Source organism: Variovorax sp. 278MFTsu5.1, from assembly GCF_048305045.1.
Taxonomy (GTDB): Bacteria; Pseudomonadota; Gammaproteobacteria; order Burkholderiales; family Burkholderiaceae_C; genus Variovorax; species Variovorax guangxiensis.
The window spans coordinates 238,824-254,278 of sequence record NZ_CP157622.1 but is presented as its reverse complement, the minus strand read 5'-3'; the positions used below and the strand labels follow the sequence as shown (position 1 = coordinate 254,278).

At 66.0% G+C, this 15,455-nt stretch carries 14 protein-coding genes and 1 rRNA gene; 11 read left to right on the top strand and 4 right to left on the bottom strand.

Annotated features, from left to right (window positions below):
- Position 1: 1 nt before the first annotated feature.
- Together ABL844_RS01120 and ABL844_RS01115 are read right to left on the bottom strand one after the other, a co-directional pair.
- Positions 2-1,536 (bottom strand): 16S ribosomal RNA (locus tag ABL844_RS01120).
- 708 nt (positions 1,537-2,244) lie between these two features.
- Complete coding sequence (locus ABL844_RS01115) at positions 2,245-2,787, bottom strand: hypothetical protein (protein ID WP_126020473.1); 543 nt, start codon at positions 2,785-2,787, stop codon at positions 2,245-2,247.
- Between the two features lie 121 nt (positions 2,788-2,908).
- Here ABL844_RS01115 and ABL844_RS01110 point away from each other — a divergent pair, with 121 nt between their 5' ends.
- Positions 2,909-3,889: a LysR family transcriptional regulator gene (locus tag ABL844_RS01110; RefSeq protein ID WP_184638823.1), complete on the top strand. Its 981-nt coding sequence runs from the start codon at positions 2,909-2,911 to the stop codon at positions 3,887-3,889.
- Positions 3,890-3,913: 24 nt separating this feature from the next.
- Here the strand turns inward: ABL844_RS01110 and ABL844_RS01105 are convergent, their stop codons facing one another.
- On the bottom strand, positions 3,914-4,087 hold the full coding sequence (locus ABL844_RS01105) for a hypothetical protein (protein ID WP_165909565.1): 174 nt from the start codon (positions 4,085-4,087) through the stop codon (positions 3,914-3,916).
- Positions 4,088-4,212: 125 nt separating this feature from the next.
- On the opposite strand from ABL844_RS01105, the gene ABL844_RS01100 reads away from it, so the two are divergent.
- Together ABL844_RS01100 and ABL844_RS01095 are read left to right on the top strand one after the other, a co-directional pair.
- Positions 4,213-5,040, top strand: a complete 828-nt coding sequence (locus ABL844_RS01100) for a metallophosphoesterase (protein WP_418130236.1) — start codon at positions 4,213-4,215, stop codon at positions 5,038-5,040.
- Between the two features lie 74 nt (positions 5,041-5,114).
- Positions 5,115-6,620 carry an amidase gene (locus tag ABL844_RS01095; protein ID WP_418130235.1) on the top strand — a complete coding sequence of 502 codons (1,506 nt, stop codon included), beginning with the start codon at positions 5,115-5,117 and terminating at the stop codon, positions 6,618-6,620.
- Positions 6,621-6,646: 26 nt separating this feature from the next.
- Here the strand turns inward: ABL844_RS01095 and ABL844_RS01090 are convergent, their stop codons facing one another.
- A complete protein-coding gene (locus tag ABL844_RS01090) occupies positions 6,647-7,384 on the bottom strand; it encodes a GntR family transcriptional regulator (protein WP_126020480.1) in 738 nt (245 codons plus the stop codon).
- A gap of 262 nt (positions 7,385-7,646) precedes the next feature.
- Between ABL844_RS01090 and ABL844_RS01085 the strand changes: the two genes are divergently transcribed.
- The 8 genes from ABL844_RS01085 (at position 7,647) to ABL844_RS01050 (ending at position 15,423) form a co-directional block, all read left to right on the top strand.
- Positions 7,647-8,984, top strand: a complete 1,338-nt coding sequence (locus ABL844_RS01085; protein WP_418130234.1) for a Rieske 2Fe-2S domain-containing protein — start codon at positions 7,647-7,649, stop codon at positions 8,982-8,984.
- A 9-nt stretch (positions 8,985-8,993) separates the two neighbouring features.
- Complete coding sequence (locus ABL844_RS01080; protein ID WP_418130233.1) at positions 8,994-10,442, top strand: glutamine synthetase family protein; 1,449 nt, start codon at positions 8,994-8,996, stop codon at positions 10,440-10,442.
- Between the two features lie 5 nt (positions 10,443-10,447).
- A complete protein-coding gene (locus ABL844_RS01075; protein WP_184638831.1) occupies positions 10,448-10,771 on the top strand; it encodes a 2Fe-2S iron-sulfur cluster-binding protein in 324 nt (107 codons plus the stop codon).
- A gap of 100 nt (positions 10,772-10,871) precedes the next feature.
- On the top strand, positions 10,872-12,074 hold the full coding sequence (locus ABL844_RS01070; RefSeq protein WP_418130232.1) for an ABC transporter substrate-binding protein: 1,203 nt from the start codon (positions 10,872-10,874) through the stop codon (positions 12,072-12,074).
- Positions 12,075-12,127: 53 nt separating this feature from the next.
- Entirely contained in the window at positions 12,128-12,988 is an 861-nt protein-coding gene (locus ABL844_RS01065; RefSeq protein WP_418130231.1) for a branched-chain amino acid ABC transporter permease, read from the top strand.
- On the top strand, positions 12,985-13,947 hold the full coding sequence (locus tag ABL844_RS01060; protein WP_418130230.1) for a branched-chain amino acid ABC transporter permease: 963 nt from the start codon (positions 12,985-12,987) through the stop codon (positions 13,945-13,947). Before ABL844_RS01065 ends, ABL844_RS01060 begins: the two co-directional genes overlap by 4 nt.
- Positions 13,944-14,726 (top strand): ABC transporter ATP-binding protein, encoded by a 783-nt coding sequence (locus ABL844_RS01055; protein ID WP_418130229.1) that lies wholly within the window; start codon positions 13,944-13,946, stop codon positions 14,724-14,726. Before ABL844_RS01060 ends, ABL844_RS01055 begins: the two co-directional genes overlap by 4 nt.
- Positions 14,719-15,423 (top strand): ABC transporter ATP-binding protein, encoded by a 705-nt coding sequence (locus ABL844_RS01050; RefSeq protein WP_184638841.1) that lies wholly within the window; start codon positions 14,719-14,721, stop codon positions 15,421-15,423. The genes ABL844_RS01055 and ABL844_RS01050 overlap by 8 nt, the downstream gene beginning before the upstream one ends.
- Positions 15,424-15,455: the final 32 nt, after the last annotated feature.

Below are 15,455 nucleotides of genomic sequence, written 5' to 3'. Positions count from 1 at the left end.
GAAAGGAGGTGATCCAGCCGCACCTTCCGATACGGCTACCTTGTTACGACTTCACCCCAGTCACGAACCCTGCCGTGGTAATCGCCCTCCTTGCGGTTAAGCTAACTACTTCTGGCAGAACCCGCTCCCATGGTGTGACGGGCGGTGTGTACAAGACCCGGGAACGTATTCACCGTGACATTCTGATCCACGATTACTAGCGATTCCGACTTCACGCAGTCGAGTTGCAGACTGCGATCCGGACTACGACTGGTTTTATGGGATTAGCTCCCCCTCGCGGGTTGGCAACCCTTTGTACCAGCCATTGTATGACGTGTGTAGCCCCACCTATAAGGGCCATGAGGACTTGACGTCATCCCCACCTTCCTCCGGTTTGTCACCGGCAGTCTCATTAGAGTGCCCAACTGAATGTAGCAACTAATGACAAGGGTTGCGCTCGTTGCGGGACTTAACCCAACATCTCACGACACGAGCTGACGACAGCCATGCAGCACCTGTGTTACGGCTCTCTTTCGAGCACTAAGCCATCTCTGGCAAATTCCGTACATGTCAAAGGTGGGTAAGGTTTTTCGCGTTGCATCGAATTAAACCACATCATCCACCGCTTGTGCGGGTCCCCGTCAATTCCTTTGAGTTTCAACCTTGCGGCCGTACTCCCCAGGCGGTCAACTTCACGCGTTAGCTTCGTTACTGAGTCAGTGAAGACCCAACAACCAGTTGACATCGTTTAGGGCGTGGACTACCAGGGTATCTAATCCTGTTTGCTCCCCACGCTTTCGTGCATGAGCGTCAGTACAGGCCCAGGGGATTGCCTTCGCCATCGGTGTTCCTCCGCATATCTACGCATTTCACTGCTACACGCGGAATTCCATCCCCCTCTGCCGTACTCCAGCAATGCAGTCACAGATGCAGTTCCCAGGTTGAGCCCGGGGATTTCACAACTGTCTTACATCACCGCCTGCGCACGCTTTACGCCCAGTAATTCCGATTAACGCTTGCACCCTACGTATTACCGCGGCTGCTGGCACGTAGTTAGCCGGTGCTTATTCTTACGGTACCGTCATTAGCCCTCTTTATTAGAAAGAGCCGTTTCGTTCCGTACAAAAGCAGTTTACAACCCGAAGGCCTTCATCCTGCACGCGGCATGGCTGGATCAGGCTTGCGCCCATTGTCCAAAATTCCCCACTGCTGCCTCCCGTAGGAGTCTGGGCCGTGTCTCAGTCCCAGTGTGGCTGGTCGTCCTCTCAGACCAGCTACAGATCGAAGGCTTGGTGAGCCTTTACCTCACCAACTACCTAATCTGCCATCGGCCGCTCCATTCGCGCAAGGTCTTGCGATCCCCTGCTTTCATCCGTAGATCGTATGCGGTATTAGCACAGCTTTCGCTGCGTTATCCCCCACGATTGGGCACGTTCCGATGTATTACTCACCCGTTCGCCACTCGCCGCCAGGATTGCTCCCGCGCTGCCGTTCGACTTGCATGTGTAAGGCATGCCGCCAGCGTTCAATCTGAGCCAGGATCAAACTCTATAGTTCGATCTTGATTTTGCGCCCCATCTCGCGATGGAGCAAAACTCACAAAAACGGAATTGAAGTGAACTTCACTTCTATTCTCATGAGCGTTTTAAGTCTTGCGACTTGTTCCGAAGAACTTGTGCAATTACCTTCAAACGCCCACGCTTATCGGCTGTAATTTTTTAACGATCACCGAAGCAACTTGTCGCTTACTTCGTTTGCTTGCTGCGATCAGCGAAGCCTTGTAGTCTAGCACGATTTTTAAAGAATCGCCAAACTTTTTTCGCTTTCCATTTCTTCGTTATTCGCAGCTCACAACTCTCATTGTCAGCCGCCGAAGTCATTTCAGCGGAGCCTTGTAGTCTAGCACGATTTTTTCAAATCAACCAAACTATTTTGGCTTTTCGCATCCACCAACTTCTCTCGCAACCCGCAACTTTCATCGCAAGTCGCTGAAGCAGTTCGTTTCAGCGAAGCCTTCGATTATGCACTGTTTTTTCAAACCGCGTCAACTTTTCGAAGACTTTTCTTCGCCCCGTCCAACCAGCCCCTAAGAACCTGCAAGACCCGAACACCAGGAGGCATTCAGCAGCGAAGCCCACGAGTATATGACAGATTTTGAGACTCTGTCTACTCTTTCGTACTTTTTGCGCAGCGGCTGTGCGCCTCCCCTCATAAATGAAGAAAGCCGCCCGAAGGCGGCTTTCTTCATTGGCGAATCGCTGCTGCTTAGTAGTAGCGCGAGCTGTTCATGCGGCGCATCGCTTCGTACAGCGTGGGCATGCGCACTTCCTGCGAGCGGGCGCTCATGCGGGCCAGTGCATCGATCTTGGCGGCTTCGGCTGCGGGCACGGTGCCTTCCGATTGCTGGCGCCACATGGCGGCCTGCAGTTCCTGCATCACGCGCGGGTCGCTTTGAGCGGTGGCGAGGAAGCGGGCGTCGGCACGCGCTGCGGCACGGCGTTCGGCAGCTGCGCGCCACGCGGCGGCGAGGCTGCTCTGGCGGACCGAGCCGGCGAACAGCGCGAACAAGGCGATGGCTGCAATGCAGAACACCGTCCAGGCAGCAAGCAGGCCGCCGTCGTTCCAGTTGGAAACGAGCGACTCGGTCACCACAAGGACGGCCGCCGCGATGGCGACGATCAACAGGGCGATCAGCGGGCGGGCGCCATTGGCACCTGCACGTGCGGCCTGGATCTGGCCGAACAGGACTTCGGCGCGACGGACGCCGGGGTGGACGGTAGGTTGGTCAACGTGAACGAAGCTGGTCATGATGCATCCCTCCTGGGACATTGGTAATCAGTGGTGGCGAACAAGGCCGATGGGGTGATATTAGGGATTACCCCAGTGTTTATCCACTTTATCTTTCTGATGTTTATCATTCACAAGACTGATGGACGTCAACTTTCGCACGCTCGACCTCAACCTGCTCCGCGTCTTCGACGAGGTGATGGCCGAACGCAACCTCACGCGAGCCGCTCGCAACCTGTCGATCACCCAGCCGGCGGTAAGCAATGCGCTGCGACGCCTGCGCGAAGTCCTGGGCGACGAGCTGGTGCGTCGCTCCGGCGCAGGCGTCGAGCCCACCCCTCGCGCGCTCGCCCTCTGGCCGACCGTGCGGGACGCCCTGCGCCAGTTGCAGCACACGCTGGCCCCCGGCGAATTCGATGCCGGCACGGCCGACACGACGTTCCTCTTGGCGATGGCCGATGCCACCGCGGCGGAGCTCATCCCGGGCCTGGTCCAGATCGCCGAAAAGGAAGCTCCGGCCATTTCCCTGCGCGTGCTGCCGCTGACCACGCGCGATCCGCGCCGCATGCTGGAACAGGAAGAGGTCGACATGGCGGTCGGCTACTTCCCGGCGGTGATCGCGAGCCTCGCGGCGCGGGGGCAGTCGGGGGTAGGGGTTCCGTTCGAGACCCAGCGGCTCTACCTGGGCCAATATGTATGCGTGATGCGGCGGGGCCATCCGCTGGCGGATGCGCCCCTCACGCTGGACGACTACTGTGCCGCCCGCCACCTGCTGGTGAGCTTCTCGGGCCGGCCCTATGGCTTCATCGACCAGACGCTGGGCGCCATGGGCCGCGAGCGACGCATCGTGGTGACGGTGAACCAGTTCTTCACCGCAGGCAGGGTGGTCGCCAATTCGGATCTGCTGACCGTGCTGCCCCGCCACTTCGTGACCGTGACCGGCATCGACGACCAGCTGGTACTGCGCGACCTGCCCTTCGACCAGCCGCCGGTACACGTGGATGCGATCTGGCATCGGCGCGCCCAGCACGGGCATTCTCACGAATGGCTGCGAAATGCGCTGTTGCGCTCGGCAGCCGCGGCTTTCGCCGGCTCGGTCCTCGGACAGAAGGTGCCCGACTGACCTGTTGCGCTATCTATATGTGGATCAGCGGACGACGCTGAGCCAGGCGCTGGCTGCGGCGCGCAGCTCCTGGGCGTGATGGGCTCCGCGGCCGGCGCGCATGTCGGCGCTTTCCATCAGCGCGGCGGCGTGGCTGGCCGGGGCATTAGCGCTGGAAGAACGGAAGAAACGGGCCACTTGGGCGATGAGGCTGAACATGATGGTGCGCGGCTCGTGGCTGCGCTGGAGTGGTTGATGCTCCAAGAATAAGGGTTAACCCTAAAAGATCAAGCCAAACCTTATGCGTGTCACGCATGGGGCAATTCACCTAGACTGGCTCGACGATGAAGCTGCAACTGCTGTCCGACCTGCACCTGGAGTCCCATCCCCGCTTCCGAGCCGAGCCCCTGCCCGGCGCCGACATGCTGATCCTGGCGGGCGACATCGGCTCCTACCAGCAGGGCTCCCGCCTGACCGACACCGACTTCGGCCTGGGCCGCTTCTCCCCCCGCAAGGGCTGGCCGGTGCCGGTGATCTACGTGCCGGGCAACCATGAATACGACAACGTCGACTTCGACGAGACCCACCAGCGCCTGCGCGCCCTCTGCGACGAGCTCGACATCATCTGGCTGGAGCGCGAAACCCGCGTGATCGAAGGCGTCCGCTTCGTCGGCACCACGCTCTGGGCCGATTTCGACGCGCTCGCCGAGCCGACAGACAGCCTCGCCGAAGCACTCAAGAAGCGCGGCAAGGCCATGCGCGCGGCCGATTTCTATCTTGAAAAAGCAGCCACCATGCGTAACGGCGAGCTGTTCCTCGCCGCACAGCTGCGCGACCAGGGGCTGGCTTGCCAGGACTGGCTCAAGCAGGCGCTGGCCGAGCCATTCGACGGGACCACGGTCGCCATCACCCACTTCGCGCCCAGCCTCGAAAGCGGAGATCCGCGCTACGGATTGACACCCGGCACCGCAGGTTTTTGCAACGCGCTCGACGAGCTGCTGCCCCATGCACAGCTCTGGCTGCACGGCCACCTGCACTGCCCGTCCGACTACGTGAAGAACGGCTGCCGCGTGGTTGCCAACCCCCTGGGCTACGCGCGCAACGGCGAACAGGAAGGCTACAAGCCCCAGCTGCTGATCGAAGTGCCCGGCGCCCGGCACCAGCAGCGGTAACGGCCGGCAACGCGTTCGCCGCCATGGCTGTGTAGACTGGCCCGATTCCATCCGACCGGATGGGGGAGCGTGCCATGACGCAGCAGCAACAACAACGACGTCGCCACTTCCTGCAGCAGGCCGCCGGCGCAGCCGCGACCGCCGGGCTGTCCTCCTTCTGGCCGCGGGCTTTCGCCCAGAAGCCGGCCGAGGCGACCGGAGGCAGGGCCATGGGGCAGCTCTCGATCGCCGAGATGTCGCGCCGCCTCGCCGCCGGCAGCCTCAGCAGCGGCCAGCTCGTGGAAGAAGCGCTGGCCGCCATCCAGAACCCCGCCGGCGAAGGCGCCCGCACCTTCATCCGCGTGCACGCCGATTCGGCACGCGCCGCCGCCGCGCGGCTCGACGCCGAACGCAAGGGCGGCCGCCCCGCCGCCTCGCCCATCGCCGGCATCCCCATCTCGCTGAAGGACCTGTTCGACGAGGCCGGCGTCACCACGCTCGGCGGCTCGGTGGTGCTGGCCGGCCAGCCGCCGGCCGCGCGCGACGCCATCGTGGTCGAGCGGCTGCGGCGCGCGGGCGCGATCGTCATCGGGCGTTCCAACACGGTCGAGTTCGCATACACAGGCCTGGGCATCAACCCGCACTACGGCACGCCGAAGAACGCCTACGACCGCGCGACCGGCCGCATCCCCGGCGGCTCGACCTCCGGCGGCGCGATCTCGCTGACCGATGGCATGGCAGCCGGCGCCATCGGTACCGACACCGGTGGCTCGCTGCGCATTCCGGCCGCCCTCAACGGCCTGGTGGGCTTCAAGCCGACGCAGCGGCGCGTTCCGCTGGACGGCGTGCTGCCGCTGTCGACCTCCTTCGACTCGGCCGGTCCGATGGCGTGGACGGTGGAAGACTGCGCCCTGCTCGATTCCGTGCTCGCCGCCGAGCTGCCGCGCCCGCTGCGCGTGCTGCCGATGCGCGGCCTGCGCTTCGCGGTGCCCAGGACCTTCTTCCTCGACGAACTCTCGCCGCCCGTGGCTGCGGCCTTCGCCTCGGCGCTGGCCAAGCTCTCCGCCGCGGGCGCGACGATCACCGAGCTGCCGATGGCCGAGTTCGCGAAGGCGCCGACCATCAACCCGCGCGGGATGATCACCGCCGCCGAAGCCTTCACCTGGCACCGCGAGCTCATCAAGGCCGCCGCCACCAAGTACGACCCGCGCGTGCTGGCCCGCATCAGGACCGGCGAGACCATCACCGCGCCCGACTACCTGCAGCTGCAGGCGCTGCGCCGGCAGTTCATCCGCTCGATCAACACCGTGGCCGCGAGCTACGACGCAATGCTGATGCCCACCACGCCCGACATCGCGCCGCCGATCGCCGAAGTGCTGAAGGACGATGACACCTATTACCGGATCAACGGCCGCATGCTGCGCAACCCCGCGGTGGTGAACCTGTTCGACGGCTGCGCGCTCTCGGTGCCCTGCCATGACGCGGGCACCGCGCCGGTGGGGCTGATGGTGGCCAGCATCGGCAACACCGATCACCGCCTGCTGGCGGTGGGCGCGGCGGTGGAGGCGGTGGTAACGCCGAGGCGTGCGCTCAGCAGCTGAGCTGCCGCACCGCCAGCGTCGGAGATTCAGGCGCCGCCGCGGCCCTTCGCCACCAGCTTGATGCCCGGCATCAGCTCGGCCGCCAGCTCCGGCCGCTCCAGCGCGTAGTCAAGGTTCATGCGCGCGATCTCGACATGCTCCTCGCCCAGCGCCTGCGCGCGCGAGCCCTGCCCGCGCTCGATGGCCTGCACCATCGCATGGTGCGTGCGGTGCGCCTGGCGCATCCACTGCTGGCCCTCTTCCATCGACGACTGCATCGGCAGCATCGCGCTCGGGGCAGCGAAGGGCTGGCCGCCGAGCATGTCCATCACGCGCTTGAGCGCGAGGTTGCCGCAGCCTTCGATGATCAGCTTGTGGAAGCGGTCGTTCATCTCGACGTAGGCCGCGTAATCGTCGATCTCCATGCTGGGCTTGTTCACGGCGCGGTCGCCGTCTTCCAGGCATTCCTTCAGGTCGCGCAGCAGCTGGCGCGAGGCGCCGTCCTCGGCAAGCAGGCGCGCGGCGAAGCCTTCGATCACGCCGCGCACGCGGATGGCGTCGGCCACCTCCTGCGAGGTGAAGCGGCGCATCTGGTAGCCGCCGCTGGGCGACTGCTCGATCAGCCCTTCGTGCTCCAGGCTGGCCAGCGCCAGCCGCACCGGCGTGCGCGAAGCCTCGAGCTTCTCGGCCAGCGGGATCTCGGCCAGCCGCTCTCCGGGCCCGAATTCGCCCTTGAGGATCATGTCGCGCAATTGCACGAGCACGCGGGATTGTTGGGAGTCCATGGGCGGATTCTAGGAGACGGGCCCCACATTGCACGCAGCGTATTTACTCTGGCTCGGTTGTTGCATGCATCTCTTCACAAGAAGTGTCAAAAACCGACGATACGCTCGGCGTTTACCCTGATTTTGGCGTTTGCAAGCCCCAAATTGGGGCAATTTGGCAGATGAAAGTTTGACCCGGATCGAGGATCACCAAGACAATGCATACAGTTGCATGCAATGGCTGCAAGCCTCTTTCCACAGTCCCCACGATGGAGCCCGCACGATGATCAGCGCAGAGCAGAACGATTTCATCACCCGCGTCGGACCCGGCGCGCCCGCCGGCAAGCTGCTGCGCCGCTACTGGCAGCCGGTGGCCCTGGCCGACGAACTGGCAGGCCCGCGCCCGGTCAAGCCGGTGAAGCTCATGGGGCAGGACTTCGTCCTCTTCCGCGACGAGAGCGGCCAGCTCGGCATGCTCGACCGCGACTGCCCCCACCGCGGCGCCGACCTCGCCTTCGGCCGGCTCGAGAACGGCGGCATCCGCTGCGCCTTCCACGGCTGGCTGTTCGACGCCAGGGGCAACTGCCTAGAGACCCCGGCCGAACCCGCCTCCAGCAAGCTGTGCAGCCGCATCAAGCAGTCGGCCTATCCGGTGGTCGAGAAGAGCGGCGTGGTCTTTGCCTACATCGGCGAGGGCGAGCCCCCAGCCTTCCCCGAGTTCGACTGCTTCGTCGCGCCCGACAGCCACACCTTCGCGTTCAAGGGCCTGTTCGAGTGCAACTGGCTGCAGGCGCTCGAAGTGGGCATCGACCCAGCGCACGCCTCGTACCTGCACCGCTTCTTCGAGGACGAGGACACCTCCGAAAGCTACGGCAAGCAGTTCCGCGGCGCCTCGGCCGACTCCGACATGCCCATCACCAAGGTGCTGCGCGAATACGACCGGCCCGACATCAGCGTCGAGCCCACCAACTACGGCTTCCGCCTGAAGGCGCTGCGCAAGCTGTCGGAGGACACCACCCACGTGCGCGTGACCAACCTCGTGTTTCCGCAGGCCTTCGTGATCCCGATGAGCTCCGAGATGACCATCTCGCAGTGGCACGTGCCGGTGGACGACACACACTGCTACTGGTACGCCATCTTCACCAGCTTCACAGGCCCGGTCGACAAGCAGCAGATGCGCGAGCAGCGCCTGAAGCTCTACGAGCTGCCCGACTACACCTCGCGCAAGAACAAGCGCAACAACTACGGCTACAGCGTCGAGGAGCAGCTCACCGAGACCTACACCGGCATGGGCGACGACATCAACGTGCACGACCAGTGGGCGGTGGAGTCGCAGGGCCCGATCCAGGACCGCACCCGCGAGCACCTGGGCAGCACCGACAAGGGGATCATTGCCTACCGCCGCGTGCTGGTGAAGGCGATCGAGGCCACGCTGGCCGGCGAAGGCGCGCCGATGGTCATCGACGCCGCGCAGGCCAGCGCCATGACCGGCCCGCCGTCCATCGACGGCATCGGCCGCAACGTCGCCGACGAGGCCGCCACCGAGGCCTACTGGCAGGACGCCGACCGCGCGCGGCGACTGAAGTCGGACTGGGCCTCCGCACGCCTGGCCGCAGCCTGAGCACACGCCATGACGAGCCACACATTCGTCGACCGCTTCGGCCTCTGGAGCGAAGACCAGCACGCGCAGGCCAGGGAACTGGTGCGCCGCATCGACGGCGGCGAAGTCGACCTCGTCCGCTTCGCCTGGCCCGACCAGCACGGCATCCTGCGCGGCAAGACGCTGGTCGCCGCCGAGGCGCGCTCGGCCCTCTGGGAAGGCGTCAACCTCACCTCCACCCTGCTGGCCAAGGACACCTCGCACAAGACCGTGTTCCCGGTGTTCACCCAGGGCGGCGGCTTCGCCATGGAGGGCCTGCAGGGCGGCGCCGACTTCACCATCGTGGCCGACCCGGCCACCTTCAAGGTGCTGCCATGGTCGCCGCGCACCGGCTGGGTGATGTGCGACGCCTACATGGCCGACGGCAAGCCCTGCCCCTTCGCCACGCGGCAGATCCTGCAGCGCGCGGCGCGCCAGCTCGACGAGCTGGGGCTGGACTTCATCGCCGGCCTGGAGGTGGAGTTCCACGTCTTCAGGCTCGACGACCCTCGCATGGGCCTGGCCGACTCGGGCCAGCCCGGCGAGCCGCCGCGCGTGTCGCTGCTGTCGCATGGCCACCAGTACCTCACCGAGCTGCGCTACGACCGCGTCGACGACCTGATGGAGCTGCTGCGCTCGCAGCTCATGGCGCTGGGCCTGCCGCTGCGCTCGCTCGAGATCGAATTCGGCCCCAGCCAGTTCGAGCTCACCTTCGGCCCCACCGCCGGCGTCACGCCCGCCGACACCATGGTGCTGCTGCGCAGCGCCATCAAGCAGGTCTGCCAGCGCCACGGGCTGCACGCCACCTTCATGTGCCGGCCGAAGATCCCCAACGTGATGTCCAGCGGCTGGCACCTGCACCAGTCGCTGCGCCGCAAGAGCGACGGCGTCAACGCCTTCATGCCGGAGGCCTCGAGCGGCCAGCCGCTGAGCGAGACCGGCATGCACTACCTCGGCGGCCTCAAGGCACACGCCTGCGGCGCCGCGGCTCTCGCAAGCCCCACCATCAACGGCTACCGCCGCTACCGCCCCTTCTCGCTCGCGCCCGACCGCGCGATCTGGGCCAAGGACAACCGCGGCGCGATGCTGCGCGTGCTCGGCGGCGCGGGCCAGGCGGCCACTCGCATCGAAAACCGCGTGGGCGAGCCGACGGCCAATCCGTACCTGTACCTGGCGTCGCAGCTGTTCTCGGGCCTCGACGGCATCCGCAACAGGATCGACCCCGGCCCCTCTGCCGATGCGCCGTACGAAACGCCGGCCGAGCAGCTGCCCCGTTCACTGGGCGACGCCCTCGCCTGCCTGCGCCAGGACGAGATGCTCAACGCGCAGATGGGCAAGACCTTCGTCGACTACCTCTGCCACATCAAGGAAGCGGAGATCGCCCGTTTCAACCTCGAAGTCAGCGAGTGGGAACACCGCGAGTACTTCGACATGTTCTAGAACCCATGCCCACGATCCACTACATCCTCAAGGACGGCACCACGCGTTCGGTCGACGCCAAGGTCGGCGCCAGCGTGATGGAGACCGCCATCCGCGGTAACGTGCGCGGCATCGACGCCGAGTGCGGCGGCTGCTGCTCCTGCGCCACCTGCCACGTCTACGTGGACGACGCCTTCATCGACCTGCTGCCGCCGCCCGACGACATGGAGAGCGCGCTGCTCGATGCCGTGGCGTCCGAGCGCCGGCCCGGCTCGCGCCTGAGCTGCCAGCTCGGCATCACCGCGGCCTTCGATGGCCTCACGGTGCGCGTGCCCGATACGCAGGTCTGACGCCTGCCTCGGGCATCATCGCCCGCTTTGTTTGCACATCCGGTTACATGACAGCGGCGCCCGAAGGGGCGCATCCACTCCACCTGAAAGGCGTTTTCCCATGACGACGATGACCAAGAGAACCATCCTCTCGACCCTGCTGCTGGCCGGCTTCGGCCTGCTGGGAGCGACCGCGCAGGCCGCCGACGAGCCGCTGCGCATCGGCCTCATCGCCACCTACTCGGGCCCGTACGCCGACTACGGCCGCCAGTTCGACGCCGGCATCGCGCTCTACCTGAAGGAGCACGGCGGCAAGGTGGGCGGCCGCACGGTCGAGATCATCAAGAAGGACACCGCCGGCCCCGCGCCCGACGCCGCCAAGCGCATCGCGCAGGAGCTCATCGTGCGCGACAAGGTGAGCGTGCTCACCGGCCTGGACTTCAGCCCCAACGCCTACGCCGTGGGCGCCATCGCCACGCAGGCGAAGATCCCGACCATCGTGATGAACGCGGCCTCCTCGGCCATCACCACCAGCTCGCCGTACGTAGCGCGGCTGTCGTTCACCGTGCAGCAGGTGACGGACCCGATGGCGCGCTACATGCTCAAGGAAGGCATCAAGGACGCCTACACCGTGGTCGCCGACTACGCCTCGGGCGTCGACGCCGAGACCGCCTTCAAGAAGACCTTCACCGCCGGCGGCGGCAAGGTCTCGGGCGAGGTGCGCACGCCGATGAACAACCCCGACTTCTCGGCCTACGTACAGCGCATCAAGGACGCCAAGCCCCAGGCCGTGTTCTTCTTCTTCCCCTCGGGCGTGATGCCGCCGGCCTTCCTGAAGGTGTGGAAGGAGCGCGGCATGGAGCAGGCCGGCATCAAGCTCTACGCCACCGGCGAAGCCACCGACGACAGCTACCTCGACGCCACCGGCGACGTGGCGCTGGGCCTGGTCACCAGCCACCATTACTCCTTCGCTCACCCCTCGCCGAAGAACCAGAAGTTCGTGCGCGACTTCGCCGCCGACAACGGCACCAAGCTGCGCCCGAGCTACTTCGCCGTGACCGCCTACGACGCCATGGCCGCCATCGACCTCGCGCTGGCCAGGACCAAGGGCGACACCGCCGGCGACAAGTTCATGGACGCGCTCAAGGGCCTGAGCTTCGAGAGCCCGCGCGGCCCGGTGGAGATCGACCCGGCCACGCGCGACATCGTGCAGACCGTCTACATCCGCAAGACCGAGCGCGTGAACGGCCAGCTGGTGAACGTCGAGTTCGACAAGTTCGAGCGCGTGAAGGACCCGGCGAAGGAAGGCGCGGCCGCCAAGTAGGCATTGCTCGTCGTATCCATCGTTCAGCCAGCGAGTCAGCAAGCGGGAAATTCATGGGCATCGTGATCTTCGACGGAGTGGCCTACGGCATGCTCCTCTTCCTCATCGGCGTGGGCCTGTCCATCACGATGGGGCTCATGAATTTCGTCAACCTCGCGCACGGCAGCTTCGCGATGGTGGGCGGCTACGCAGCCGCCGTGCTGATGAACCGCTTCGGGCTCGGCTTCGGCCTCTCGCTGGCGGCCGCGTTCGCGGCGGCGGCACTGGTGGGCGCGGTGCTGGAGTTCGTGTTCTACCGGCGCCTGTACCGCGCGCATCCGCTGGACCAGGTGCTGCTGTCGATCGGCGTGGTGTTCGTGTCCATCGCGGCCTTCACGTACTTCTTCGGCCCGACGATGCAGCCCTTCGCGCTGCCGCCGGCGCTCGACGGGCAGGTGTCGCTGGCGGGCCTGGAGGTGGGCCGCTACCGGCTCTTCCTGATCGTCTGCGGCGTGCTCGTGCTGGCTGCCCTGCTGCTGGGCCTGGGCAAGACGCGCTACGGCGCGATGGTGCGCGCGGCGGTCGACAACCAGCGCGTGGCCGGCGGCACCGGCATCCACGTGCAGCGGCTCTTCTTCCTGACCTTCTCGCTGGGCTGCGGCCTCGCGGGCCTGGGCGGCGCGCTGAGCCTGGGCATGCTGGGGCTGGAGCCCTCGTTCCCGCTCAAATACCTCGTTTACTTCCTGATGGTGGTCTGCGTGGGCGGCGCGGGCACCGTCACGGGGCCTTTCATCGCGGCGCTGCTGGTCGGCATCGTCGACGTGGCGGGCAAGTACTACCTGCCGGAAGCCGGCGCATTTCTCATCTACGTCTTCATGATCGCCATGCTGCTGGTACGCCCGAACGGCATCGTCGCGAAGAAGGGGCTCGCATGAAAGCCCTGAACCTCTCTCCCGCGCAGCTGCGCATCGCCGAGGCCGCCTTCTGGCTCGCGCTGGCGTCGAGCTTCTTCCTGCTGCCCGACAAGCTCACGCTGATGAGCCAGGTGCTCATCTTCGGCCTGTTCGCGGTGTCGCTCGACATGGCGCTGGGCTACGCGGGCATCCTCACCGTGGGCCACGCGGCCTTCTTCGGCGCGGGCGCCTACGCGGCCGGCCTGCTCGCCAAGTACGGCTGGAGCGAGCCCTTCAGCGGCCTCGTGTTCGCACTCGCGGTGTGCGGCGCACTGGGCTATGCGCTGAGCTACCTGGTGGTGCGCGGCGCCGACCTCACGCGGCTGATGATCACCATCGGCGTGTGCGTGCTGCTCTACGAACTGGCCAACCGGCTCTCGGGCATCACCGGCGGCACCGACGGGCTGCAGGGCGTGGCCATCGCGCCGGTGCTCGGCCTCTTCGAATTCGACCTTTACGGCAAAACCGCGTTCGGCTACGCCTTCGGCGTGGTGCTCGCGATGTTCCTGCTGGTGCGGCTGGTGCTGCGCTCGCCCTTCGGCCTGGCGCTGCGCGGCATCCACGACAGCCGCAAGCGCATGACGGCCATCGGCTCGCCGGTGGAGGCGCGGCTGCGCATGGCCTACGCCTTCTCGGCGGCGGTGGCGGGCGTGGCGGGCGCGCTGCTGGCGCAGACCACGCAGTTCGTCGGCATCGAATCGATCGGCTTCAACCGTTCGGCCGAGGTGCTCATCATCCTGGTGCTCGGCGGCACGGGGCGGCTCTATGGCGGGATGATCGGCGCCATCGTCTACATGCTGGTGCACGACTGGTTCGCCGACATGAACCCGCAGTACTGGATGTTCTGGCTCGGCATCTTCCTGATCGCCGCCGTCATGCTGGGACGCGGCGGCATCATGGGGGCGCTCTCGCGCCTCGTTCGCACGGGGAAGGCGCGATGACGAACACCACGCACACCCTGCGCACGCAGGACCTCGGCGTGCGCTTCGGCGCCTTCCAGGCCGTGGCCGACGTGAACCTCTCGCTCGAACCCGGCGCGCGGCAGGCGCTGATCGGCCCCAACGGCGCCGGCAAGACCACGCTCATCAATCTGCTGACCGGCGTGCTCAAGCCCACCAGCGGCAGCATCCACATGGGCGGGACCGACATCACGCGGCTGCCCGGCGACAAGCGCGCCCGAATGGGCCTGGCGCGCACCTTCCAGATCAACACGCTCTTTCCCAGCCTCACGCCGCTGCTGTCGGTGGTGCTGGCGATCAGCGAGCGCGAAGGGTTGGGCGCCACCTGGTGGCGGCCGCTGAAAGGCTGCACCGCGGTGTTCGACGAGGCGCATGCGCTGCTTCGCACGCTGAAGCTCGACGGCCTCGCCGACGTGCCCGTGGCCGAGCTGGCCTACGGCAAGCAGCGGCTGCTCGAGATCGCGCTCGCGCTCGCGGCCAGGCCCCGCATCCTGCTGCTCGACGAACCCGCCGCCGGCGTACCGCAGGACGAGAGCGGCGAGTTGTTCGAGGCCATCTCGGCGCTGCCCGCGGACATCAGCGTGCTCTTCATCGAGCACGACATGAAGCTGGTCTTCCGCTTCGCTAGCCGCATCTCGGTGCTGGTGGGCGGACGCATCCTCACCGAGGGCACGCCTTCGGACATCGGCGCCGATCCGCGCGTGCGCGAGGTTTACCTGGGCAGCTCGCACCTCCACCACCACCCACACCCACATGCCTGAAGCACTCGCCTTCGACAACGTCACCGCCGGCTATGGCAACGCCGTGGTGCTCGACCGGCTCGATTTCTCCCTGCAGCAGGGCGAGAGCCTTGCCATCCTCGGGCGCAACGGCGTGGGCAAGACCACGCTGCTCGAGACGCTGATGGGCAACACCCGCGTGATGCAGGGCGCGATCCGCTGGCAGGGCACGGACATCGTGCGCTGGCCCTCGCACCAGCGCGTGCGCGCGGGGCTGGGCTGGGTGCCGCAGGAGCGCGAGGTGTTCCCCTCGCTCACGGTCGAAGAGAACCTCACCGTCATCTCGCGGCTCGGCGGCTGGAACCTCAAGCGCGTCTACGACTTCTTCCCGCGCCTGCGCGAGCGTCGCGGCAACTACGGCAACCAGCTGTCGGGCGGCGAGCAGCAGATGCTCGCCATCGGCCGCGCGCTCATGACCAACCCGAAGCTGCTGCTGCTCGACGAGCCCATGGAGGGCCTCGCGCCGATCATCGTGGAGGAACTGGCGACGGCGATCCGCCGGCTGTGCGAGTCGGAGGGGCTCGCGTCGATCGTGGTGGAGCAGCACCCGGTGCTCGCGCTGGAGATGACGCACAAGGCGATCGTGCTGGAGCGTGGCACCGTGGTGCACGCGGGGCTCAGTGCGGAGCTGGCGGAGGACGCGTCGCTGCTCGAGGGGCTGCTCGGGGTCGGGGTCTGAAATTCGGGAGCGGGCAGCCGGACGCAGAGGGC